General features: G+C 70.4%; 21 protein-coding genes and 3 pseudogenes. 2 read left to right on the top strand and 22 right to left on the bottom strand.

The features are described 5' to 3' along the window. Positions 1 to 27: 27 nt before the first annotated feature. The 8 genes from ACR5MH_RS01760 to ACR5MH_RS01725 form a co-directional block, all read right to left on the bottom strand. The gene (locus ACR5MH_RS01760) at positions 28 to 591 is read right to left on the bottom strand and encodes an HhH-GPD-type base excision DNA repair protein (protein ID WP_431350174.1); all 564 of its coding nucleotides are present in this window, start codon (positions 589 to 591) and stop codon (positions 28 to 30) included. A 68-nt stretch (positions 592 to 659) separates the two neighbouring features. Beyond that, positions 660 to 875 carry an SCO4848 family membrane protein gene (locus ACR5MH_RS01755; RefSeq protein ID WP_431350173.1) on the bottom strand — a complete coding sequence of 72 codons (216 nt, stop codon included), beginning with the start codon at positions 873 to 875 and terminating at the stop codon, positions 660 to 662. A gap of 97 nt (positions 876 to 972) precedes the next feature. Next, complete coding sequence (locus ACR5MH_RS01750) at positions 973 to 1,866, bottom strand: SseB family protein (protein ID WP_431350172.1); 894 nt, start codon at positions 1,864 to 1,866, stop codon at positions 973 to 975. Beyond that, positions 1,850 to 2,596 carry a bifunctional 1-(5-phosphoribosyl)-5-((5-phosphoribosylamino)methylideneamino)imidazole-4-carboxamide isomerase/phosphoribosylanthranilate isomerase PriA gene (priA, locus tag ACR5MH_RS01745; RefSeq protein WP_431350171.1) on the bottom strand — a complete coding sequence of 249 codons (747 nt, stop codon included), beginning with the start codon at positions 2,594 to 2,596 and terminating at the stop codon, positions 1,850 to 1,852. The genes ACR5MH_RS01750 and priA overlap by 17 nt, the downstream gene beginning before the upstream one ends. 59 nt (positions 2,597 to 2,655) lie before the next feature. Further along, on the bottom strand, positions 2,656 to 3,288 hold the full coding sequence (gene hisH / locus ACR5MH_RS01740; RefSeq protein ID WP_431350170.1) for an imidazole glycerol phosphate synthase subunit HisH: 633 nt from the start codon (positions 3,286 to 3,288) through the stop codon (positions 2,656 to 2,658). After that, complete coding sequence (gene hisB / locus ACR5MH_RS01735; protein WP_431350169.1) at positions 3,285 to 3,887, bottom strand: imidazoleglycerol-phosphate dehydratase HisB; 603 nt, start codon at positions 3,885 to 3,887, stop codon at positions 3,285 to 3,287. The genes hisH and hisB overlap by 4 nt, the downstream gene beginning before the upstream one ends. Then, entirely contained in the window at positions 3,884 to 5,008 is a 1,125-nt protein-coding gene (locus tag ACR5MH_RS01730; RefSeq protein ID WP_431350168.1) for a histidinol-phosphate transaminase, read from the bottom strand. Before ACR5MH_RS01730 ends, hisB begins: the two co-directional genes overlap by 4 nt. 194 nt (positions 5,009 to 5,202) lie before the next feature. Next, complete coding sequence (locus ACR5MH_RS01725; protein WP_431350167.1) at positions 5,203 to 5,592, bottom strand: LysM peptidoglycan-binding domain-containing protein; 390 nt, start codon at positions 5,590 to 5,592, stop codon at positions 5,203 to 5,205. 140 nt (positions 5,593 to 5,732) lie between these two features. Here ACR5MH_RS01725 and lexA point away from each other — a divergent pair. Next, positions 5,733 to 6,499: pseudogene (gene lexA, locus ACR5MH_RS01720) on the top strand (transcriptional repressor LexA). 73 nt (positions 6,500 to 6,572) lie between these two features. On the opposite strand, the gene ACR5MH_RS01715 reads toward lexA, so the two are convergent. The 4 genes from ACR5MH_RS01715 to hflX form a co-directional block, all read right to left on the bottom strand. Then, positions 6,573 to 6,923, bottom strand: coding sequence for a metallopeptidase family protein (locus ACR5MH_RS01715; protein WP_431350166.1), 351 nt, complete (start codon positions 6,921 to 6,923; stop codon positions 6,573 to 6,575). 160 nt (positions 6,924 to 7,083) lie between these two features. Beyond that, positions 7,084 to 9,438 carry a 5-methyltetrahydropteroyltriglutamate--homocysteine S-methyltransferase gene (gene metE / locus ACR5MH_RS01710; protein WP_433862211.1) on the bottom strand — a complete coding sequence of 785 codons (2,355 nt, stop codon included), beginning with the start codon at positions 9,436 to 9,438 and terminating at the stop codon, positions 7,084 to 7,086. Next, positions 9,435 to 10,430 carry a methylenetetrahydrofolate reductase gene (locus tag ACR5MH_RS01705; RefSeq protein WP_431350164.1) on the bottom strand — a complete coding sequence of 332 codons (996 nt, stop codon included), beginning with the start codon at positions 10,428 to 10,430 and terminating at the stop codon, positions 9,435 to 9,437. The genes metE and ACR5MH_RS01705 overlap by 4 nt, the downstream gene beginning before the upstream one ends. 196 nt (positions 10,431 to 10,626) lie before the next feature. Further along, positions 10,627 to 12,162 carry a GTPase HflX gene (gene hflX / locus ACR5MH_RS01700; protein WP_431350163.1) on the bottom strand — a complete coding sequence of 512 codons (1,536 nt, stop codon included), beginning with the start codon at positions 12,160 to 12,162 and terminating at the stop codon, positions 10,627 to 10,629. An 89-nt stretch (positions 12,163 to 12,251) separates the two neighbouring features. Here hflX and ACR5MH_RS01695 point away from each other — a divergent pair, with 89 nt between their 5' ends. Beyond that, a complete protein-coding gene (locus tag ACR5MH_RS01695; RefSeq protein WP_431350162.1) occupies positions 12,252 to 12,869 on the top strand; it encodes a class I SAM-dependent methyltransferase in 618 nt (205 codons plus the stop codon). Between the two features lie 96 nt (positions 12,870 to 12,965). Here the strand turns inward: ACR5MH_RS01695 and dapF are convergent, their stop codons facing one another. The 10 genes and pseudogenes from dapF to ACR5MH_RS01645 all read right to left on the bottom strand — a co-directional run bounded on the left by dapF (position 12,966) and on the right by ACR5MH_RS01645 (position 23,619). Continuing rightward, positions 12,966 to 13,844: a diaminopimelate epimerase gene (gene dapF / locus ACR5MH_RS01690; protein WP_431350161.1), complete on the bottom strand. Its 879-nt coding sequence runs from the start codon at positions 13,842 to 13,844 to the stop codon at positions 12,966 to 12,968. A 24-nt stretch (positions 13,845 to 13,868) separates the two neighbouring features. Then, positions 13,869 to 14,780, bottom strand: coding sequence for a tRNA (adenosine(37)-N6)-dimethylallyltransferase MiaA (gene miaA, locus ACR5MH_RS01685; RefSeq protein WP_433862586.1), 912 nt, complete (start codon positions 14,778 to 14,780; stop codon positions 13,869 to 13,871). 50 nt (positions 14,781 to 14,830) lie between these two features. Continuing rightward, positions 14,831 to 16,332: pseudogene (miaB, locus tag ACR5MH_RS01680) on the bottom strand (tRNA (N6-isopentenyl adenosine(37)-C2)-methylthiotransferase MiaB). 211 nt (positions 16,333 to 16,543) lie between these two features. Continuing rightward, the gene (locus ACR5MH_RS01675) at positions 16,544 to 17,380 is read right to left on the bottom strand and encodes a regulatory protein RecX (protein WP_433862209.1); all 837 of its coding nucleotides are present in this window, start codon (positions 17,378 to 17,380) and stop codon (positions 16,544 to 16,546) included. A 123-nt stretch (positions 17,381 to 17,503) separates the two neighbouring features. Further along, on the bottom strand, positions 17,504 to 18,583 hold the full coding sequence (gene recA / locus ACR5MH_RS01670) for a recombinase RecA (protein WP_431349351.1): 1,080 nt from the start codon (positions 18,581 to 18,583) through the stop codon (positions 17,504 to 17,506). Between the two features lie 321 nt (positions 18,584 to 18,904). Continuing rightward, positions 18,905 to 19,129, bottom strand: a complete 225-nt coding sequence (locus ACR5MH_RS01665; RefSeq protein ID WP_431349350.1) for a DUF3046 domain-containing protein — start codon at positions 19,127 to 19,129, stop codon at positions 18,905 to 18,907. Between the two features lie 65 nt (positions 19,130 to 19,194). Next, a complete protein-coding gene (locus ACR5MH_RS01660; protein ID WP_369962894.1) occupies positions 19,195 to 19,506 on the bottom strand; it encodes a helix-turn-helix domain-containing protein in 312 nt (103 codons plus the stop codon). A 183-nt stretch (positions 19,507 to 19,689) separates the two neighbouring features. Continuing rightward, positions 19,690 to 20,162 (bottom strand): annotated as a pseudogene (locus ACR5MH_RS01655) (CinA family protein). A 31-nt stretch (positions 20,163 to 20,193) separates the two neighbouring features. Then, positions 20,194 to 20,817: a CDP-diacylglycerol--glycerol-3-phosphate 3-phosphatidyltransferase gene (gene pgsA / locus ACR5MH_RS01650; protein ID WP_431349348.1), complete on the bottom strand. Its 624-nt coding sequence runs from the start codon at positions 20,815 to 20,817 to the stop codon at positions 20,194 to 20,196. A 6-nt stretch (positions 20,818 to 20,823) separates the two neighbouring features. Next, entirely contained in the window at positions 20,824 to 23,619 is a 2,796-nt protein-coding gene (locus tag ACR5MH_RS01645) for a DNA translocase FtsK 4TM domain-containing protein (protein ID WP_431349347.1), read from the bottom strand. Positions 23,620 to 23,732: the final 113 nt, after the last annotated feature.

The following is a 23,732-nucleotide window of genomic DNA, read 5'->3' as shown; positions in this document are numbered from 1 at the left end:
CGCCGACATCTCACCGGGTCCGGGCCATCAGCCCTTCGCAGCGGCCTTCATCGCGCGCTTGTGCTCGCGGACCTTGGTGAGCGACTCCGGGTCGACGATGTCGGCGACCGACCGGTAGCCCTCCGCGCCGTAGTCGCCGGCGGCCTCCCGCCAGCCCTGCGCCTGGAGTCCCTTCTGCTTGCCGAGCAGCGCCAGGAAGATCTTCGCCTTCTGCTCGCCGAAGCCGGGGAGCGCCTTGAGCCGGCGCAGCACCTCGGCTCCGCTGGGATCGCCCTGGGTCCAGATCGCCGCGGTGTCGCCGCCCCACTCGTCGACGATCGCGGCGGACAGCGACTGCAACCGACCGGCCATCGAGCCCGGGAAGCGGTGCACCGACGGCGTCTGCTTCATCACCGCGACAAGCTCGTCCGGGTCGAGGGCGGCGATCCCGGCCGGGTCGAGCGAGCCGAGGCGGTCGCGCAGCTTGGCCGGACCGGTGAAGGCGGTCTCCATCGCGATCTGCTGGTCGAGCATCATCCCGACGAGCAGGGCGAACGGAGACTGGTCGAGAAGGGCGTCGGCTTCGGCGTCGCCGGTGATCGTGATGGCCATGCCCTCATGCTCCCATCCGGCTCACGCCACGGGCAACCGGGCTCCCGCGCTCGTGCGCGCCTCGGACCTCACGCGACGAGGAGGACCACCCCGGCGACGGCCGACAGCACGGCGAGCAGGAGGGCGACGCCGAGCAGCGCCGCGTGCACGCGGAAAAAGGCCGTGGGGCGCCCCGCAGCGTCCCTGGCGCGCTGGTCGGACCGGACCCGGGCGAAGAAGCGCGGCCAGGCGATCACGTTGAAGACGGCGTTGGCGAACAGGACGAGGGCGGCGAAGACGGTCATGATCCCTCCAGCGTAGGCGGAACCGCCCGCAGCCCCCGAGTACGCGCATAATCGGTCAGAAACCGCCGAGTACGCGGATCATCCGCGTACTCGTGTGTCACGGGGCGGCGGTGAGTTGGACGCGGAGGGAGTCGACGCGGGTGGCGATCGCGTCGTCGGCGGCCCAGCGCTGCGCGAGGCGGGACAGGATGGCGTTCAGCTCCTCTGCGGTCAGGCCGGCGGCGAGCGTGAGCCGCACCACCAGTTCATCGCCTGCGAAGCGGTACTCCGGGTCGCCCGCGGCCAGGTCCAGGTCGAGCACGCCGAGTTCGGACACGATCGACGCCCGGAACGCCGTCACCACCACCGGGTCGCGGTGGCTCGGCAGCCAGGGCTGCCCCTGCGCGAGAGCCCACACCGCCGGCCGCCGCAGCACGAACTCGGTCTCGGAGGTGGGGTCGAGCACGAGCAGCTCGGTCTCCTCCGACGCCGCGGCGAGCGCGGCACGCGGGCCCGCAGCCGGCACCGGTCGAGCCAGCGGATTCCAGGCCTGCATCGCCGTCACCGACGAGAACACCGGGAGGACGCGCCGTCCGTCCGGCGCAGCGACGGTGACGATGGACAGCTCCTGCGTCTTGTCGACCACGAGCCCTGTGTCGCCGGCGCCCTCCTCCCCCAGCTCGGCGACGAGCGGGATGAGGAGGCGCACCGCGCGCACGGCGTCCACCACGGCTTCGGCGCCGACCTCGCCCGCGCGGAACGCGGCGAGGGCGCCGAGCAGCTCGGGAGGCGCCGACCCGTCGTCGTCGCCGAACGGGTTGTCGTCGAACTCGCGGCCCTCCCACGGCTGCCCCGCGGAGTCGCCGACGGAGGCAGTGAATCCGGCGAGCGTCGCCGCGAACCCGGCCAGCCGGTCGGCGCCGGTCGCGGTGGGGCCGCTCGAAGCACCGCCGGGTGCGGCCTCCTGCCGATCGCCGTCCGACCGGTCCCCAGGCTCAGTCGCCGGCGACATCCAGCGCCTCGGGCAGGGTGAACGCTCCGGAGTAGAGCGCCTTGCCGACGATCGCGCCCTCCAGGCCCAGCGGCACCAACTCGCGCAGCGCGGCGATGTCGTCGAGGCTGGAGATGCCGCCGGAGGCGACCACGGGTCGCTCCGTGCGCTCCATCACCTGGCGAAGCAGGTCGAGGTTCGGGCCCGTGAGCGTGCCGTCCTTGGTCACGTCGGTCACGACGTAACGCGCGCAGCCGGCCTCCTCGAGGCGTTCCAGCACCTCCCACAGGTCGCCGCCCTCGCGCGTCCAGCCGCGGGCCGCGAGCGTCGTGCCGCGCACGTCCAGACCGACCGCGATCGCCTCGCCGAAACGGCCGATCGCCCTCGCCGCCCACTCCGGGTTCTCCAGCGCCGCCGTGCCGAGGTTGACGCGCGTCGCGCCGATCGCCAGCGCGTGCTCCAGCGACGCGTCGTCGCGGATGCCGCCGGAGAGTTCGATGTCGACCCCCGTGGTCTGGTCGATGACCTTCTTGAGGAGGTCGCGGTTGTCGCCCCGGCCGAAGGCGGCGTCCAGGTCGACCAGATGGATCCATTCGGCGCCGGCCTCCACCCATTCGGCGGCGGCGTCGACCGGGTCGCCGTAACTGGTCTCGCTGCCGGCCTCGCCCTGCGTCAGTCGCACGGCCTTGCCGTCGGCGACGTCGACGGCGGGCAGCAGGACCAGCTTGGGCGTGTTCGAGAATTCGCTCATGTCGGTGTGTTTCCTCTGTCGGGGTCGTGTGGGGTCCGCGGAGCGGGCGGGGATCGTCGCTAGAGCGAGCCGATCCAGTTGCGCAGGAGCTTCAGGCCGGCCTCGCCGGACTTCTCCGGGTGGAACTGGGTAGCGCTCAGCGGCCCGTTCTCCACCGCGGCCACGAAGCGCGAGCCGTGCTCGGCCCAGGTCACCCTCGGCTTCGGGAACGGCCCGGTGGCCTCCAGCGTCCACTTCTGCGCGGCGTACGAGTGGACGAAGTAGAAGCGCTCGTCGCGGATGCCCTCGAACAGCACGGAGTCCTCCGGTGCCTCGACCGTGTTCCAGCCCATGTGCGGGACGACGTCGGCGTGGAGGAGGTCGACCGTACCCGGCCACTCGCCGAGCCCTTCGCTCTCGAGGCCGTGCTCGACCCCGCGCTCGAACAGCACCTGCATGCCGACGCAGATGCCGAGCACCGGGCGTCCGCCCGCGAGCCGCCGGTCGATCACCTCGTCGCCGTGCGACCGGCGCAGCGCCTCGATGACCGCGGCGAACGCGCCGACACCAGGGACGAGAAGACCGTCGGCCTCCTGCGCGCGCCGACGGTTGCCGGTGAGCTCGACGTTCGCGCCGGCGGCCTCCAGCGCCTTCACCGCGGAGTGGACGTTCCCCGTCCCGTAGTCGAAGACGACGACGTCGGGTGCGCTCACAGCGCGCCCTTGGTCGACGGGATGCCGGACACGAGCGGGTCGAGGGCCTTGGCCTGGCGGAACGCGCGCGCGAACGCCTTGAACTCGGCCTCCGCGATGTGGTGCGGGTCGCGGCCGCCGACCACCGTGACGTGCACGGTCAGCCCGGCGTTGAACGCGATCGCCTCGAAGACGTGCCGCACCATCGATCCGGTGAAGTGCCCGCCGATCAGGTGGAACTCGAACCCGGCCGGCTCGCCGCCGTGCACCAGGTACGGACGTCCGGAGATGTCGACCACGGCCTGCACGAGCGCCTCGTCCAGCGGGACCAGGGCGTCGCCGTACCGGGAGATGCCGCCCTTGTCGCCGAGCGCCTTCTTGATGGCCTGGCCGAGGACGATCGCGACGTCCTCCACCGTGTGGTGGACGTCGATGTCGGTGTCGCCGCTCGCCCGAACCGTCAGGTCGGTGAGCGAGTGCTTGGCGAACGCGGTCAGCAGGTGGTCGTAGAACGGCACGGACGTGTGGATGTCGGACGTCCCGGTGCCGTCGAGGTCGAGGCTGAGCTCGATGCTCGACTCGCTGGTCGCGCGCTGAAGCTGGGCGGTCCGATTCGTCATGACTGCGAGCTTACCGACTGCGCGGCGGCCCCCACTGCTCCGGACGGACGGCCGAGCGCGCGCAGCGCCTCCAGGAATGCGGTCGTCTCGGTCTCGGTGCCCGCGGTGACGCGGAGGTGGTTCGGGATGCCGACGTCGCGGATGAGGACACCACGCTCCAGGAGCGCCTCGAACACCGCGTGCGGGTCGTCCACGCCGCCGAAGAGCACGAAGTTGCTGCCGCTGCGGTGCGGGAGATAGCCGAGCTCGGCCAGTTCCACCACGAGACGGTCGCGCTGCGTCCGGATCTCGCCCACCATCGCGAGCATCTCGTCCGAGTGCGCGAGCGCGCCGAGGGCGGCGGCCTGCGTCAGCGCGGACAGGTGGTACGGCAGCCGCACCAGCCGCAGCGCGTCGATCACGGCGGGATCGGCGGCCAGGTAGCCGACGCGCGCGCCCGCGAACGCGAACGCCTTGCTCATGGTCCGCGAGATCAGCAGTCGCTCGCGTCCGGGGAGCAGCGTGAGCGCCGACGGCTCACCCTCCGGCATGAACTCCGCGTACGCCTCGTCCACGATCACGATGCCGCGCGCCGCCGCGTAGACGGCCTCGACCGTCTCGAGCGAGAGCGGCGTCCCGGTCGGGTTGTTGGGCGAGCAGAGGATGACGATGTCCGGATCGTGCTCCCGCACGGCGGCCGCCGCGGTCTCCGGCGACAGCTCGAAGTCGGCGTCGCGCCCTGGCGCGATCCAGTTGGTGCCGGTGCCGGAGGCCAGCAGCGGGTACATGGAGTACGTCGGGGCGAACCCGAGAAGGCTGCGCCCCGGCCCGCCGAAAGCCTGCAGGATGTGCTGCAGCACTTCGTTGGACCCGTTTGCGGCCCAGATCTGCGCTGCGCCGAGCCCGTGGCCGAGATAGCGGGCGAACGCCTCCCGCAGCTCCGTGAACTCCCGGTCCGGGTAGCGGTTCACCCCGGTCACGGCGACGGCGACGCGCGCGACGATGTCGGCGGCGACGTCCTCCGGAACCGGATGCGTGTTCTCGTTCACGTTCAAAGCGACGGGCACGACCTTCTGCGGGGCCCCGTACGGGGTGCGACCGCGCAGGTCGTCACGAATCGGAAGATCGGAGAGAGAAGTCACCCCTCAATGGTAGTCAGCACGGCTGAGGCCTTCCGCCGTGTGACGCCGCGCTGTGCGCCCGCGCAGGAAGGAGAATCGGCCCGAATCTCCTACTGACACCCCTTCTGCAGGAAGTGCCTCGGGACGTCACACCGAATTTCCTTCTCAAGCGGCGGCTGCGTGGTGGCGGCGAGGAGGTGGCCGCGACCCGACCCCTACTTGTCGTACTGCGTCGGGATCGCCAGCTGCTGCCCCGGGGTGACGACCGCCGACGACAGCCCGTTCAGGTTCACCAGGTCGGCGATCACATCCCGCGGGTCCGCGTTGGGCGCGATCCGCGACGCCACCGACCACAGCGAGTCTCCCGACTGCACCGTCACATAGTGGAAGGTCACGTGCGCCTGCTCCCCGGTCGCCGCAGCACCCCCACCGTTGAGCGCGAACACCATCGCGCCGATCACGATCGGCAGAGCCACGAGCATGGTCAGCACGACGCGCCCGCGACGCGTGAGCCGCAGCCGAACGCGCGCCGCGGCGCTTCCGGTCGCAACGCTGTCGGTCGCAACGCTGTTCATCCCGACGTTGTGCATAACCACTGCGCTCATGATCGTGACCTCCAAAGGCTTCGGTCGAAGCTCTGTTCCGAATATATCTTCGAATGTTCGAGACCGCAATCCGCGGCCCGGCTCACAATCCCGCACGAATTTCGAGACACACTCGAACACATGTTTGTCGGGCAGCCGAACTGTGGATACAGTTTCGATTGTCTGGACGCAAGACAACCAGGCACCACCGACATTCGGTTCCTCCGGGTGACGGCGACGGTCACGAAGGGACGAGCGTGTCGAACGAGAACCAGGCTCCGCGCACGCGGCGCCGCAAAAGCCTCAGCGAGAAGCAGCTCGCCATCCTCGACGTGATCCAGCGCTCCGTGAGCACGCGCGGCTACCCGCCGAGCATGCGCGAGATCGGCGACGCAGTCGGCCTCTCCAGCCTCTCGTCGGTCACCCACCAGCTCAACCAGCTCGAGCTGAGCGGCTACCTGCGCCGCGACCCGAACCGGCCGCGCGCGCTGGAGATCCTCATCGACCTCCCGTCCACGGCCACCCCCGACTTCGAGAGCCAGACCCCGGTCGGCGACGCCGCGATGGTCCCGCTGGTCGGCCGCATCGCCGCCGGCGTCCCGATCACCGCCGAGCAGCAGGTGGAGGAGGTGTTCCCCCTCCCCGCCAGCTCGTGGGCACCGGCGAGCTCTTCATGCTCAAGGTCGTCGGCGAGTCGATGATCGACGCCGCCATCTGCGACGGCGACTGGGTGGTCGTCCGCGCCCAGAACACCGCGGAGAACGGCGACATCGTCGCGGCCATGCTGGACGAGGAGGCCACCGTCAAGGTCTTCCGCCAGCGTGACGGCCACACCTGGCTGCTGCCCCGCAACTCCAACTTCGAGCCGATCCTGGGCGACTACTCGACCATTCTCGGCAAAGTCGTCGCCGTCCTCCGCGCCGTCTGACGCCTCGGCGATTCGTGCCGAATGTAGGCTTCGGCGCGCCCAGAGCAGACATTCGGCACGAATCGTTCGACGCTCACGCCCAGCCGAGCTCCTGGAGGCGGGCGTCGTCCAGCCCGAAGTAATGCCCGATCTCGTGGACGAGCGTCACGCGCACCCGCTCACGGAGCTGCTCGACCGTCTCGCACGACGCCTCGAGGTTGTTGCGGAACAGCGTGATCCGGTCCGGCAGCTCGCCGAACCCGTAGGCCCCGCGCCGCGTCAGCGGGTGACCGCTGTACAGCCCGTACAGCCGCGGCCGCGCACCCGGCGGCTGGTCCTGGATGAGGATCGCCACGTTCTCCAGCGGCCCCACCATATCGTCCGGCAGGCCGTCGAAGACGTCGTCCACGAGCCGCTCGAACTCGTCGTCCGGGATGCGCACCATGCGCTCATCATCCCCGAACCGGCGGAGGCCGCGCTCCCCGTCCGCGCACAGCAGAACCTGACAGCGCAGCAGGACCTGACATCCCAGCAGGATCTGACAGCCCAGCAGGATCTGACAATACAGCGGAACGGGACAGCGCGGCCTCGGCCGGTGGAAGCGATCAGGCGGTGACGCCCGCCCGCTCCCGCACGTCGCGCGTCGCAGCGATGATGTTCCGCAGCGACGCCACGGTCTCGTCGTACCCGCGGGTCTTCAGCCCGCAGTCCGGGTTCACCCAGAGCTGACGGCCCGGGATGGCGCTGAGCGCCGTCTCCAGCAGCTCGGTCACCTCGGCGACGGACGGCACGCGCGGCGAGTGGATGTCGTAGACGCCCGGGCCGATACCGTGCTCGAAGCCGGAGCGCTGGATGTCGTGGACGACCTCCATGCGGCTGCGCGCGGCCTCGATGCTGGTCACGTCGGCGTCCAGGTTGCGGATCGCGTCGATGACCACGCCGAACTCCGAGTAGCAGAGGTGCGTGTGGATCTGCGTCGCGTCCGCCACCCCCGAGGTCGCCAGCCGGAACGAGCCCACCGACCACTCCAGGTAGCCGGCCTGGTCGGCGCGCTTGAGCGGGAGCAGCTCGCGCAGCGCCGGCTCGTCCACCTGCACGACACGGATGCCCGCGGCCTCCAGGTCCGCGATCTCATCGCGCAGCGCGAGAGCCACCTGGCGGGCGGTCTCGCCGAGCGGCTGGTCGTCGCGCACGAACGACCAGGCGAGGATCGTGACCGGGCCCGTCAGCATCCCCTTGACGGGCTTCTCGGTCAGCGTCTGTGTGTAGGTCGACCAGTCGACGGTGATCGGCTTCGGCCGCGACACGTCGCCCCACAGGATCGACGGGCGCGTGCAGCGCGACCCGTACGACTGCACCCAGCCGTTCGTGGTGACCGCGAAGCCGTCCAGGTTCTCGGCGAAGTACTGCACCATGTCGTTGCGCTCGGGCTCACCGTGCACGATGACGTCGATCCCGATCTCCTCCTGGAGGTCGACGACGCGCTTGATCTCCGCCTGCATGCGGCCGAGGTACTCCGCCTCGTCGATGACGCCGGCGACGAACTGGGCGCGCGAGCGCCGGATGTCCGCGGTCTGCGGGAACGACCCGATCGTGGTGGTCGGCAGGAACGGAAGGTGCAGCGCCTCGTCCTGCGCCGCCTGCCGAGCGCCGTACTCGCCGCGGCGGAAATCCGCGCGGGTGAGCGCGGCCTCGCGCGACCGCACGGCCTCGTCGCGCACGCCCGGGGCGGAGGCCCGGTCGGCGAGCGCCGCCGTCGCCGCGGTCAATTCGTCCTGCACCGCCTCGTGGCCGTCCACGATGCCGCGCGCGAGCACGGCTACCTGGCCGACCTTCTGGTCGGCGAACGCGAGCCAGGTCTTCAGACGCGCGTCGAGGTCGGGCTCGTCGTCCACGTCGTGCGGGACGTGCTGCAGGGAGGTGGAGGTCGACACGGCGACGTCGGGGCTCAGCGACAGCAGCTCGGTCAGCGTTCCGAAGGCCGCCTCCAAGTCGCCGCGCCAGATGTTGTGGCCGTCGATCACGCCGCCGACGAGGGTCTTGCCGGCCAGCGCGCTGCGCGTGGCGGCATCGAGCCCCGTCGGAATGCTGCCCCTCACCAAGTCGAGGGAAATCGCCTCCACGGGCGAGAGGGCGAGCACGGGGAGGGCGTCGTCCAGGCTGCCGTACGGCGCCGCGACGAAGAGCGCCGGCCGCTCGGCCGCGCCGCCCAGCTCGGCGTACGCGGCACGGACCGCCTCCAGCACCTCGGTGCGCGGCTCCTCGATGCTCTCCGAGACGAGAGCGGGCTCGTCGAGCTGCACCCACGGCGCACCGGCGGCGGCGAGGCGGGCCAGCAGCTCGCGGTAGACCGGGAGCAGGTCGCCGAGTCGCGACAGCGGGCGGAAGCCCTGCGGCGCCTCCTCGCCGGCTTTGCTCAGCAGGAGGAAGGTGACCGGGCCGACGATCACCGGGCGGGTCACGTACCCGGCGGCACGGGCCTCCTCGAACTGCCGCACGATGTGGTCGGACGCGAGCCGGAAGGCCGTCTCCGGGCCGAGCTCCGGCACGAGGTAGTGGTAGTTGGAGTCGAACCACTTGGTCATCTCCAGCGGGGCCTTGTCGCCCTCGCCGCGGGCGATCGTGAAGTAGCCGGCCAGGTCGACGGAGCCGTCGGCGGCGGCGAGCCCCGCGAACCGGGACGGGATGGCGCCCACGGTCACAGCGGCGTCCAGCACCTGGTCGTAGAAGCTGAAGCTCTCCGGGATCGCGGCGTCATCGCGGCCGAGGCCGAGCGCGGCGAGCCGCTCGCGCGTGGCGGCACGCAGCGCGGCGGCCGTGGCCTCCAGCTCCTCCGCGGTGCTCTGCCCGGCCCAGAACGCCTCGACGGCCTTCTTGAGCTCGCGGCGCCGCCCGATGCGCGGGTAGCCGATGATGGTGCCCACCGGGAAGGCGGAGCGGGTGGTGGTGGTGTCGGTCATGCGGGGTCGCCTGCTTTCTGCGAGGGGGCGGAGGTGTGGGAAGGGGTCGGATCCAGCAACCCCACCCTCTCGAGTACCGAGAGGACGGCCGTGTGCTGGTTGAACGTGTACAGGTGGATGCCGGGGGCGCCCCCGTCGAGCAGCCGCTGCGCCAGGCGCGCGGTCCACGCGATGCCGAGCTCGCGCCGGCCTTCCTCATCCGGCTCGACCTCGAGCTGGATGGCGAGCTCGCTCGGGAGGTCCTCGCCGCTGAGCTCGAGCATCCGCGTGAGCCGCGCGGGCGAGGTGACGGGCATGATGCCCGGGAGGATGGGGAAGGTCACTCCGGCCTCTTTCGCCTTCTGCGCGAACGAGAGGTAGTCCTCCGCGTGGAAGAAGAGCTGCGTGATCCCGAGGTTGGCGCCGGCCGCCTGTTTCGCGAGCAGGGCGTCGATGTCCTGCGACACGGTCCGCGACGGGTGGCCGTGCGGGAACGCCGCGACCGCGATCTGCACGTGCTCGCGCTGCGAGAGCACGGCCTGCGCGCGCAGTCCGGGCACGGGGAGAGCGCCGTACGGCACGCGCTCGGCCTGGACCCGGTGGATGAGCTGCACGAGCTCGGACGAGCTCTTGATGTCGCCGAGGCCGTCGTCCCCGGGGGCGAGTCCCGCAGGTGGGTCGCCGCGCACCGCGAGGAAGCGCCGGATGCCGGCGTCGAGGAACTCGCGGATCAGCCGGTTCGCCTCGGAGTGCGTGGAGCCGACGCAGGTCAGGTGCGCCATCGGGCTGACGTCGGTCTGCTCCAGGATGTAGCGCAGCACCTCCAGCGACGACGAGCGCGACGAGCCGTTGGCCCCGTAGGTCACCGAGATGAAGTCGGGGCCGGCCGCGGCCAGGCGGTCGATCGTCGCGGGCAGCGCAGCCGCGGCGCGTTCATTGCGCGGAGGATACAGCTCGAATGAGAACCGCGCGTCGGTACAGTCCATGATCCCTCGGGTGTCGATCAGCGTCACGGGCGCCCTCGCCGATCGACACTGTCGAAAGGGAGGGGGCGGGCGGGTGCCGGGCTCGGCTGTCGCACCACGTCAGCGGTCTCCCGCTTCGGTTGTGGGGACACAATAACAACGACAGGAGGCCGGGCGGAAACCCGCTGCGTCATCTGACGACACAGTGGCTCTCCGCCCGGCCTCCGACCGGGGCTCGTCCGCTCTAGACGGCGAACGGCTCGAACACGGACTGGTACTCCGGCATGATCCGCGCGCGCACGCGGGTGCCGTCCTCGACGTACTCGGTGGAGAGCACACGGCCGCGCTCGTGCAGCGCGGAGACGAGGTCGCCGCGGTCGTACGGGACCACGAGCTCGACCTCGACGGACAGGTCCGGCAGCAACCGCGCGATCGCCGCCAGCACCTCGTCGATGCCCTCGCCGGTGCGCGCCGACGCGAAGATCGCGCCCGGCTCGAGGCCGCGCAGGACGAGCCGGTCGTCGGCCGGGATGAGGTCGGCCTTGTTGAACACCACGATCTCCGGGATGTCCCGGGCGCCGACCTCCCCGATCACGTCCCGGACGGTCGCGAGCTGCGACGCCGGGTCCGGGTGCGAGCCGTCGACCACGTGCAGGATGACGTCGGAGTCGGCGACCTCCTCCAGCGTCGAGCGGAACGCCTCCACCAGCTGGTGCGGCAGGTTGCGCACGAAGCCGACCGTGTCGGCCAGCGTGTAGAGGCGACCGTCGGCGGTCACCGAGCGGCGCACGGTCGCATCCAGCGTGGCGAACAGAGCGTTCTCGACGAGGACGCCCGCCTTGGTCACCCTGTTGAGCAGGCTCGACTTGCCCGCGTTCGTGTACCCGGCGATCGCCACCGACGGCACCGAGTTGCGGTTGCGGTTCGCCCGCTTCGCCTCGCGCGCCGGCTTGAACCCGGCGATCTGCTTGCGCAGCTTCGCCATGCGCGTGTGGATGCGGCGCCGGTCGAGCTCGATCTTCGTCTCACCGGGACCGCGCGAGCCCATGCCTGCGCCCGCGCCACCCACCTGGCCACCGGCCTGGCGGGACATCGACTCGCCCCAGCCGCGCAGACGCGGGAGCAGGTACTCGAGCTGCGCGAGCTCGACCTGCGCCTTGCCCTCGCGGCTCTTGGCGTGCTGGCTGAAGATGTCGAGGATGACGGCCGTGCGGTCGATCACCTTCACCTTCACCACGTCCTCCAGCGCGCGTCGCTGGCTGGGCGCGAGCTCGGTGTCGGCGATGACGGTGTCGGCGCCGAGCGCGCGGACGACCCCGGCGAGCTCCTCGGCCTTGCCGCGGCCGAGATACGTGCTCGGGTCGGGGTGCGGCCGCCGCTGCAGGAGACCGTCGAGCACCGCAGCGCCCGCGGTCTCGGCGAGGGCGGCGAGCTCGCGCAGCGAGTTCTCCGCGTCCTGCAGCGAGCCCTGCGAGTACACGCCGATGAGCACGACGTTCTCCAGCCGGAGCTGCCGGTACTCGACCTCGGTGACGTCCTCGAGCTCGGTGGAGAGCCCGGAGACGCGGCGGAGCGCGGCGCGCTCCTCGCGGTCGAACTGCTCGCCGTCGTGGCCGCCGCCATCGGTGTCGTTGTGCTGGAGCGCCTGGGCTCCGGAGCCGAAGAGCGTCACCGTCGCGCGGTTCTGCTGGGTGGCGAGAACGCGGGCGACGACGTCGTCGACGGTGTGCTCGGTGGTCGCTTCTGCGGTCTGTTCTTCGAAATCTGTTCGTTCGGTCATTCACTGTCCCCTGATCCAGGTGGGGTACACCCTAGTCTGTCTGTTCTGCCGTGTTTGTCTGATGGTCCGCGTCCTGTACGGTCCTCTATATGGCCAGCGGAGATCACTACTTCTCACCCGCTCCCGAGAGCGAATTGAACCTGCGGCCGTTCACCGCACGCCTGGCGGGCCAGACGTACGAACTGGTGACGGCGAACGGGATCTTCAGCCCCGAGCGCATCGACATGGGTACGCGAGTGCTCCTCGACCATGTCCCCTCCGCGCCGCCCGGAGGTCAGTTCCTCGACCTCGGCTGCGGCTGGGGACCTTTGGCTCTCACACTTGCTCTCGAATCCCCTCATGCGACCGTCTGGGCGGTCGACGTCAACACCCGAGCGCTGGACGTGGTGCGCCGGAATGCGCAGAAACTCGGTCTGACAAATGTTAACCCCGTGACGCCGGATGATGTTCCCGAGTCGCTGGAATTCACCACGATCTGGTCGAATCCGCCCATCCGGGTCGGCAAGAACGAGCTGCATGACATCCTGCAGCGCTGGCTGCCGCGCCTGGAGCCGGGCTCGGACGCGTGGCTGGTCGTTCAGCGCAACCTCGGCAGCGACTCCCTGCAGCGCTGGATCCAGGCGACGATGCCGGAGCTGACCACGACCCGCGCCGCCATCTCCAAGGGCTACCGCGTGCTGCGCACCCGCAAACCCGCCGCATCCTGACCGCTCCCGCGCCCCACCCCACCGCACCGAGGAGTACGCGAAAAGTCCTGTCGTTCGCCCCGGATCGCCTGAGTTCTCGCGTACTCGGGAGTTCGTTCAGGCGAGTTCGAGGGTGCCGGTGTAGACCAGTTCGGCCGGGCCGGAGAGGGCGACGTGCTCGCCGTCCTCCGTCGGGAACATCCGCACGCCCACCGTGCCGCCCGGCACCTCCACGCGCCACTGGTCCGGAGCGCCGGAACCGGCCCAGTGCCGCACGGCCAGCGCCGCCGCGGCCGCTCCGGTGCCGCAGGACAGCGTCTCGCCGCTCCCCCGCTCGTGCACACGCATCCGGATCCGGCCGACGCCGTCGCGCACCAGCGGCTCCTGCGGCACGACGAACTCGACGTTCGCGCCGTCTTCGGGCTCCGGCTCGATGTGCGGGATGTAGCTGAGGTCGGCGGCCTCCAACTCGGACTCGTCTGCGACGGCGACGACCACGTGCGGGTTGCCCATATCGACGCCGAGGCCCGGACGGGCGACCGGCAGCTCCTTGGCGCGCACCAGCGGCTCGCCGCCGTCGAGGCTCCACCGGCCGAGGTCGACCTGGAACCCGCTGAGGTTGCGCTGCACGTCGCGGACTCCCGAGCGCGTGCCGATCGCGAGGGTGTCGCCGTCCGCGAGCTGGGCGAGCCCGGACGCCAGCAGGTAGCGCACGTACACGCGGATGCCGTTGCCGCACATCTCCGCCACGGAACCGTCGGCGTTGTAGTAGTCCATGAACCACTCGGCGCCGTCGTCCTCCGCGAGCGCCTCGGCGCCCTCCGGCAGGTGAGTGGAGCGGACCGCGCGGATCACCCCGTCGGCGCCGATCCCGAAGTGCCGGTCGCAGATCGCGGCGATCTGCTGCGGCGTCAGCGGCTGGCGCCCGTCCGGGTCGGAATAGAGCACGAAGTCGTTGCCGGTCCCCTGACCCTTGGTGAAGTGGAGCGTCGCCATCGCCCCAGCCTATCGGCCGCCGGCTCAGCGCGTGCCGAGCGCGTCCAGAGCGGTTGCCGCGAGGTCCGGGGCGTCGTAGTCGAGCCAATGGAGGCCGGCGTACCGCTTGAACCAGCTCACCTGTCTGCGCGCGTACCTCCGGGTGAGCTGCTGCGTCGAGGCGATGGCCTCCGCGCGGGTCAGCTCGCCCTTCACCTCCGCGAGCGCCTGCGCGTAGCCGATCGCGCGGCGGGCGGTCACCCCGTCCTCCAGGCCGAGCGGGATCAGCCGCCGCACCTCGTCGGTGAGCCCGTCGCGCCACATCCGCTCGACGCGCGCGTCCAGCCGCAGCACGAGCTCCTCGCGCGGGGCCGCGAGCCCGAGCACGACGGTCGGCCGCCAGTACCGTGGCTCGTCCGGGAGCGCGCCGCTGACCGGCTGCCCGGTCAGCTCGGCGACCTCCAGCGCGCGGACGATCCGGCGCCCGTTGGACGATCCGATGCGCTGCGCAGCCTGCGGGTCGACGTCCACCAGCCGCCGGAACAGCATCCCCGGCCCGTGCGCCGCCAGCTCGGCCTCCAGCCGGGCCCGGAGCTCCGGATCGGTGCCCGGGAACCGGAAGTCGAAGATCACGCTGGACACGTACAGCCCCGACCCGCCCACGAGGATGGGCGTCGCCCCGCGTGCACGGATCGCGTCGACGACCCGCCGCGCCTCCGGCTGGTAGCGCGCGACCGTCGCCTCCTCGGTCACGTCGAGGACGTCGAACAGGTGGTGCGGCACGCCGCGCCACTCGGCCGGGGGAAGCTTCGCGGTGCCGATGTCCATGCCCCGGTAGAACTGCATCGCGTCGGCGTTCACGACCTCGGCGGCGCGGCCCTGCGCGCGGAGGGCCTCCGCGAGCGCGAGGGAGAGCTCCGTCTTGCCGGTACCGGTGGCGCCGACGACGGCGACGATGGAGGTGGCAGTGTCGGCCGTGGTGGCCGCGGCGGGCTCGCGTTCGCCGCTCAGCGCTGGCCGTCCGACGGGTCGTAGATCGGCATCGTGCCGACGCCCGGGGAGGTCAGCGGGTCGCGAGGGCGCAACGTCGGCAGGCCGAGCGACACGCGCCCGGCCGCCTGCGCGCCGTCGCCGTGGGCCGGCACCGCGCACAACTCGGCCTCCGCACGGTCCCATGCGTCGCCCGCGCGGGTGCGGCGGATGGCGAGGGGGCACCGTCGGTGCTGTCCGCGATCAGGTAGTGCGGCGCCGCCTGGGTGATCCGCACGGTGACCACGTCTCCGGGGCGCGGCACGTCGGAGCCGTCCGGCAGCTCGAAGTGGACGAGCCTGCTGTCGCGGGCGCGGCCGCTCAGGCGGTGGGTGTCGGCGTCCTTGCGGCCTTCGCCGTTCGCGACCAGCAGCTCGACCTCGCGCCCGATCAGGCGCTCGTTCTCCTCAAGCGAGATGCGCTCCTGGAGGGCGATCAGCCGGTCGTAGCGGTCCTGGACGATCGCCTTCGGCACTTGGTCGGCCATGTCGGCGGCCTGCGTGCCCGGGCGGATCGAGTACTGGAACGTGAACGCCGACGCGAAGCGGGCCTGCTCGACCACGCGCATCGTCTCCAGGAAGTCCTCTTCGGTCTCGCCCGGGAAGCCGACGATGATGTCCGTGCTGATCGCCGCGTCGGGCAGCTTGGCGCGCACACGGTCGAGGATGCCGAGGAACTTCTCCGAGCGGTACGACCGGCGCATCGACTTGAGGATGCGGTCCGAGCCGGACTGGAGCGGCATGTGGAGCTGGGGCATGACGTTCGGCGTTTCCGCCATCGCGTCGATGACGTCGTCGGTGAAGGCGGCCGGGTGCGGGCTGGTGAAGCGGATGCGCTCCAGTCCGTCGATCTGCCCCGCGGCGCGCAGGAGCTTGCTGAAGGCCTGGCGGTCGCCGAACTCGACGCCGTACGAGTTGACGTTCTGGCCGAGCAGCGTGACCTCGATGGCGCCGTCCTCGACCAGGGTGCCGATCTCTGCGAGGATGTCGCCCGGTCGGCGGTCCTTCTCCTTGCCGCGCAGGGACGGCACGATGCAGAAGGTGCAGGTGTTGTTGCAGCCCACCGAGATGGACACCCAGCCCGAGTACGACGAGTCGCGCTTCGTGGGCAGCGTGGACGGGAAGGTCTCGAGGGACTCCAGGATCTCGATCTCCGCAGCGTCGTTGTGCCGCGCGCGCTCGAGGAGACCCGGGAGCGACCCCATGTTGTGCGTGCCGAAGACGACGTCCACCCACGGTGCCTTCTCGAGGATGACGTTCTTGTCCTTCTGGGCGAGGCAGCCGCCGACGGCGATCTGCATGCCGGCGTGCCGGCGCTTGACGCCTGCGAGGTGGCCGAGATTGCCGTAGAGCTTGTTGTCGGCGTTCTCGCGGACCGCGCAGGTGTTGATCACGACGATGTCCGCCTCGGCCCCGTCTGCGGGGACGTAGCCAGCCGCCTCCAGCGATCCGCTGAGCCGCTCCGAGTCATGCACGTTCATCTGGCAGCCGAAGGTGCGCACCTCGTACGTTAGCGGACGGCCGTCCTCGGTGAGGGCGGCCGGGGACGGCTCGAAGACCCGGGAGTGCTCGGAGGTGCTCGGCTCGGCGGTGCTCTGCTCGGCGCTGGTCGACTCGATGGTGCTCATGATGCGTACGATTCTACGTTCGACCGGGACCGGAATCGAACGAGCGCCCGACCCCCGTTCGCGCCTACTGGAACCGTACTCCGCCGCGACGCCCACGCGTCGCGAACGCCGCGTCCATCGCCTGTCGGACCACGGAGGAGTCGTAGCCCTTGCGCGCGAGGAACCCGTGCAGCCGGCGCCGCGCGGTCTCGTCGTCGTACGACGAGAGCAGCCCGATCCGCTTGACGGCCAGCTCGGTCGCCCGCTCCAGCTCGTCTTCGTCCGCGATGTCCGCGAGCGCCTCCTCGATCAGCTCGGGAGCGATGTGGCGCCGCTTGAGGTCGAGCTCGATCGCCGACCGCCCGAGCCCCTTGCGGCTGTGCTGCGTGAACGCCAGCGTCGCCGCAAGCGATGCGTCGTCGATCACGCCCATCGCTTCGAGCCGGTCGAGTTCCGGACCGAATACCTCCGGAGCGATCTCCCGTTTGGTGAGCAACTGCTCCAGCTCCCACCGCGACATCCCCCGCCGCGCGAGCTGCCGGATCGTGAGCCCCGACGCCTTCCGCGTCAGCCGCTCGCTCTCCTCGTCGTTTACGGACACGGTACCGTCGTCGGGCGAGGCAGCCGCGTCGACCGTGCTGGAACGCTGCGCGGGCTCAGCCGCCCACGTGTTGTTCCACCGCGTGGACGCCTCGCCCGACTCCGCTGCGCTTGACTCCGCTGCGCTCGACTCCGCTGAGCTCGACTCCGCTGAGCTCGACTCCGCTGCCCGCGACTCCCGCGCGCGCACGCCCTGCACACCGGGAAGCTCCGCCACGGGCCGCACCACCCCCGGCTCGGCCGACCGCTCCCGCTTGGGCGCCGCCCCCGTGCGGCGCAACGGCGTCACCGGAGCCACATGCTCGGACCCCGAAGCTCCCACAGCTCCATCGTCGGAAGACTCAGAAGGAAACCTCACGACCACGACAGCTCCCTCCTCGTTCTTCTCCCGCTGATGTCACTGCCGTCTGTTCTCGCCCCGAGCCGACTCTCGCCGAGGCCGCCGTCACGCCCCCTTGCGAGCCTGCAGCTTCTTCTCCAGCGAGTCCACGTTGTCGGCCTCCACGGGCGCCGCCGCCGCGTTCGGGTCTGCGATCACGCCGAGCTTGATGAGGATCTTCTTCTCGATCTCGGCGGCGATATCAGCGTTCGCGATCAGGAAGTTGCGCGAGTTCTCCTTGCCCTGGCCGAGCTGGTCGCCCTCGTACGTGTACCAGGCGCCCGACTTCTTGACGATGCCGTGCTCCACACCGAAGTCGATGAGGCTGCCCTCGCGCGAGATGCCGACGCCGTAGAGGATGTCGAACTCCGCCTGCTTGAAGGGCGGCGCCATCTTGTTCTTGACGATCTTGACGCGGGTGCGGTTGCCCACCGCCTCGGTGCCGTCCTTCAAGGTCTCGATACGACGGATGTCAAGGCGGACCGACGCATAGAACTTGAGGGCCTTACCGCCGGCGGTCGTCTCCGGGCTGCCGAAGAAGACGCCGATCTTCTCGCGGAGCTGGTTGATGAAGATCATCGTGGTGTTGGTGGAGCTCAGCGCGCCGGTCAGCTTGCGGAGGGCCTGCGACATGAGCCGGGCCTGGAGGCCGACGTGCGAGTCGCCCATCTCGCCCTCGATCTCCGCGCGGGGCACCAGAGCAGCGACCGAGTCGATGACGACGAGGTCGATCGAGCCGGAGCGGACCAGCATGTCGGCGATCTCGAGCGCCTGCTCACCGGTGTCCGGCTGCGAGACGAGGAGGGCGTCGATGTCGACGCCGAGCTTGCGTGCGTACTCCGGGTCGAGCGCGTGCTCGGCGTCGATGAAGGCCGCGATGCCGCCGGCCCGCTGGGCGTTGGCGATGGCGTGCAGCGTCAGCGTGGTCTTACCGGAGGACTCCGGACCGTAGATCTCGACGATGCGACCGCGGGGCAGACCCCCGATGCCGAGGGCGACGTCGAGCGCGATCGACCCGGTGGGGACGACCTCGACGGGGGCGCGCTCGTCGCTGCCCAGTCGCATGACCGAGCCCTTGCCGAACTGACGGTCGATCTGGGCGAGCGCGGTCTCGAGCGCCTTCTCGCGGTCTGCGGGTGATGGCATTGCGGTTCTCCTTCGTGGGCTTCGCTGACGAGTTCGACTGTATGGCCGACCGCCGACACTCCGGGTGTCGTCCGATGGATCCGTGGACAACTCGTTTTCGATTGCTGCCTGTGCAGGAGTCTACGCACATCCGAACATATCTTCGAGCGCTCCGACCCGGCGTGTCGCTGCGCGATTCGTCACGAATGTGGGGTTTGCGCGCGCCAATCGCGACATTCGTCACGAATGTCACCGCGCGGGTCTTGGCGCGATTCGGCACGAATGTCGACTCCGAGCGGCGCATTCGCGACATTCGGCACGAATGTCGACTCCGAGGGACGCTCAGCGCTTGGGCGCCGGCATTCCCGCGCCGTACCAGTGCGACTGCGGCACGCCGGTCTCGCGGCACAGCGCGAGCCAGACCTCGCGCGCCGGGATGCCGGCGCCCAGCGCGTCCTGCGCCGTGCGGCCGCCGAGCTCCCCGAGCACGAGGTCCGACAGGAGCGCTTGTCCGTATCCCGAGCCGAACTCGTCGACGACGGCGCGCTGGAACTCGCTCAACTTCATGGGTTCACCTTGAACGAGCGACGCCCCGCATGCTGCGGGGCGCCCTCGGGAATGTCGTGGGTGGTTCAGCGGGAGACGAGGTTCGCGTCCAGAGCGGAGACGAAGTCGTCGGGGATGGTGTCGGGGATGCCCGGCTCGAGCCCTTCGAGCACCGCGATGCGGTCGCCGACCTCGCGCATGATGACGGAGACCGGGGTCTCCAGGGCGTCGGCCACCGAAGCGAGGATCTCGCTCGAGGCCTCTTTCTGACCGCGCTCGACCTCGCTCAGGTAGCCGAGGGCGACACTCGCCTTGCTCGCGACCTGACGCAGGGTGCGGCCCTTCTGCAGGCGGAAGTCCCTGAGCACGTCGCCGATTTCCTGACGTACAAGAATCATTTCGGAGCCTCCTTCTTCTACCCTGCCGACGTATCGAATGGATGCCAACTGTACCGCATCCATGTCAGTCACGATATCCGCGACGACTGGGCTTTCGTTGTGAATGCAAGGAGTTGTAACCGAACGGAAACACCAGCTATTCCCTGGCCACCGGGCGGGTCCGGAAGCACCCCCGAAGGGGTGTCAGCGCTCCACGATCCCGAGCTCCACAGCCAGTTCGCGCACCGCCCGCGTGACCGTCTGCGACCGGATGGACTGCCGGTCCCCCGCCAGCCTCAGCTCGGAGGACCGGACTCCCGACGCCGACGCGACGCCCACGTAGACCGTGCCCACCGCGCGGCCGCCCTGCGGGTCCGGGCCGGCCACACCGGTCGTCGAGACGCCGAGGTCGGCGGGACGCCCGTCGACGGCGAGCCGCTCCCGCACCCCGGCGGCGAGCTGGCGCGCGACCTCCGCGTCGACCGGCCCCTCGCGCTGCAGGAGCTCGGCGTCCACACCGAGCAGCGTGTGCTTCAGCTCCGTCGCGTAGACCACCGCAGCGCCGAGCACCGCGGCGGAGGCGCCGGGGACGCGGGTGAGTTCCGCCGCGAGGCCTCCCCGGTCAGCGACTCGGCCACGGCGATCGTCTGGCGGCGCTCGATGAGTATGCGCACCACCCGGAAGGTGAGGTCGGCCGCTGCGACGTCGTCAGGCCCCGACACGCGTGGCCCTCCGACCGCGGTAGGCCTGCCAGAGGTAGTCGAAGCCGGTCACGACGGTGAGGATGATGGCCGCGGTCATCAGGATGCCGTTCACCCAGAAGATCCAGTCGCCGAAGATCGTCCAGAGCGGGAAGAGCGCGAACGAGATCGCCACCGACTGCACGATGGTCTTGATCTTGCCGCCGCGGGAGGCCGCGATCACGCCCTGGCGGATGACCACGAACCGGTAGACGGTGATGCCGATCTCGCGCACGAGGATGACGATGGTGACCCACCAGGGCAGCTCGTTCAGGATCGACAGCGACACCAGCGCGCCGCCGGTCAGCACCTTGTCGGCGATCGGGTCGAGCAGCTTGCCGAGGTCGGTCACCGTGTTGTTGCGTCGCGCGATCGCGCCGTCGACCCCGTCGGTGGCGATGGCGAGCACGAACAGCACCGCCGCCGTCCAGCGCAGCGGGCCGTCGTGGCCGGCGTCGGCGAGCAGCATCCAGATGAACAACGGCGCGAGGAGGATGCGCACCACCGTGATCAGGTTGGGCACGTTCCAGTTGCTCGCGCGGTTCGTCCTGCCGTCCGCCGCGGCCGGCGGAGGCGTGTCGGGCACCGACATCGCGGTCTACTCCCTGCCGGTCAGTTGCCAGGCGTCCTCGTCCGAGTCGCCGTCCACCTCAGGATAGCCCTCGGACATCGCCGCGACGGGGTCCGCTCCGTAGCGGTCGCCGTCGTCGTGCGCGTCCGCGACCGGCTGCCCGGCCGGCGCGGGCGCTGCGGCGGGCCGCGACTGCGGCTCCTCCCCGCGGAGGCGCGCCATCACCTGCCCGAGCTGCTCCGCCGTCACGAGCACGTCGCGGGCCTTCGAACCTTCCGAGGGCCCGACGATCTCGCGGGACTCGAGGAGGTCCATGAGCCGTCCCGCCTTGGCGAAGCCGACGCGGAGCTTGCGCTGGAGCATCGACGTGGAGCCGAACTGCGACGAGACGACGAGCTCGGCCGCCGCCAGCAGCAGCTCGAGGTCGTCACCGATGTCGGAGTCGATCTGCTTCTTCTCCGCGCCCGCCGTCACGTCCTGCCGGTACTCGGGTCGCGCCTGCCGCGTGACGTGGTTCACGACCTTCTGGATTTCATCCTCGTTCACCCACGCACCCTGCACACGCACCGCCTTGGAGGCGCCCATCGGCAGGAAGAGCGCGTCGCCCTGGCCGATGAGCTTGTCGGCGCCCGGCTGGTCGAGGATGACCCGCGAGTCGGTGACGCTGGTCACCGCGAACGCGAGCCGGGAGGGCACGTTGGCCTTGATGAGGCCGGTCACGACGTCCACGGACGGGCGCTGCGTCGCGAGCACCAGGTGGATGCCGGAGGCGCGGGCGAGCTGGGTGATGCGGACGATGGAGTCCTCGACGTCGCGCGGGGCGACCATCATCAGGTCGGCGAGCTCGTCCACGACCACGAGCAGGTACGGGTAGGGCTTGAGCTTGCGCTCGCTGCCCTCCGGAAGCACGATCTCGTTGTTGACCACGGCCTTGTTGAAGTCGTCGATGTGGCGGAAGCCGAAGCTCGCGAGGTCGTCGTACCGCATGTCCATCTCTTTGACGACCCACTGGAGCGCTTCGGCGGCCTTCTTCGGGTTCGTGATGATGGGCGTGATGAGGTGCGGGACTCCGCCGTAGATGGTGAGCTCGACGCGCTTCGGGTCGATGAGCACCATGCGGACCTCGGACGGCTTCGCGCGCATGAGAAGGCTGGTGATCATCGAGTTGACGAAGCTCGACTTTCCGGAACCGGTCGAGCCGGCCACCAGGAGGTGCGGCATCTTGGCGAGGTTCGCGACCACGAACCCGCCGCCGACGTCCTTGCCGATGCCGATGGTCATGGGGTGGACGCTCTTGGCGGCCGCCGGCGAGCGGAGGATGTCGCCGAGCGAGACGATCTCACGGTCGCTGTTCGGGATCTCGACGCCGATGGCGGACTTGCCGGGGATCGGCGAGAGGATGCGGACCTCGTTGCTCGCGACCGCGTAGGAGAGGTTCTTGCTGAGCGCAGTGACCCGCTCCACCTTGACCCCGGGGCCGAGCTCGATCTCGTACTGGGTGACTGTCGGGCCTCGGGAGTACCCGGTCACCCTGGCGTCGACGCCGAACTGGGTCAGCACCTCGGTGATGGCCGCGACGATCTCCTCGTTCGCGCTGGAGCGCGTCTTGGCCGGCGTGCCTGCCGAGAGCATCGTGGCCGAGGGGAGGTTGTAGGGCGCGGTCGGCTGCGCGACCTCGTCGACGGCGACCGTCTCGTCGAAGTCGTCGGCGGCGGCCTGGAAGCCCGGCAGCACGGCCGGAGCCGTCGGCAGGGGCGCAGCCGCAGCGGTCGGCGGCACCTCGCCGGTGAAGCGCTGGAGCACGGACTCCGCGTTGGCGAGCTCGCTGAGCACCTCGGTGTTGTAGTGGTCGCTCGACGGGTCCGGCTCGAGCGGGGAGGCGAACTCGCCCTTGCCCCGCGCGGGGGCGCCGAACACGTCCGTGAGGTCTGCGGGCGCCTCGTAGTCCGGGTCCTCCTCGCGCTGGGACGTGTTGCGCCGCCACCAGGGCAGCGCGGTCTCGCCCTCCGACTCGTCCAGGCCGTCGAGCTCGACCTGCTCGGTGCGCTGGTTCTTGCGCTCGTCCTTGGCCTCCTGGCGCTCCTCCTCGGTGGGGAGCTGTGCACCGAACAGGTAGGCGTACAGCTCGCGGATGCGCGCGGGCAGCTTGTTGGGCGGCGTCTTGGTGATGATGAAGAGGCTCAGGATCAGCAGCAGGATGATGACCGCTGCGGCGCCGTAGGGCGTGATCAGCCAGGAGAGCGGGGCGGCGATGAGCCAGCCCAGCATTCCGCCGGCCTGGGCGAGCGCGGCGACGCCGTCGGTGGGCGACGGGTGGTGACTGAACAGGTGGCAGAGCCCGGAGACCATCAGCAGCAGGATGCCGAGGCCGATCCCGATGCGCGTGTTGTCGTGCACGGAGCTGGGATGCCGGAACAGCCAGGCCGCGAAGACCACCATGATGACCGGGAGCGCGAACGCGACCCGGCCGAAGAGGAGGCCGAAGGTCCAGGAGTCGAGCGTGCGCGCGACCTGGTCGTTGATCAGGAACCATTCGACGACGACCCCGGCGATGGCGAGCAGCACGAGGAAGAACGGGAAGCCGTCGCGCCGCTCCTCCTTGCTCAGCTTCTCGGGCCCGAGCGCGCGGAACGCCCCTCCGGTGAGGTGCGCCAGCCCCATCCACGCACGGACGAGCGGGCTCGGCGCGTCGTCGGCGGCCGGGTATGCGACGGTCTTCTGATTCTGCGTCTTCGTCGGGGTCTTGGCGGCCGTCTTGCGCGCCGTCGAGCCGCCGCGACCGGACCCCCGGGCGGACGAAGTCGACTTGGTGCTCGTAGCCATAGGTTCAACGCTACTTCGCACCCCCGGCAGGGGGACGGATCACGCGCTGAATTGGGGAAAATCGGCGACGGCGCGCGGGCTGTGACGGACCCGCCTGGAAGGGAGGCCTGTGG

Origin of the sequence: Streptomyces sp. L7 (assembly GCF_050990935.1) — a bacterium.
GTDB lineage: Bacteria > Actinomycetota > Actinomycetes > Actinomycetales > Microbacteriaceae > Leifsonia.
This window is presented reverse-complemented; position numbering and strand designations above follow the sequence as displayed.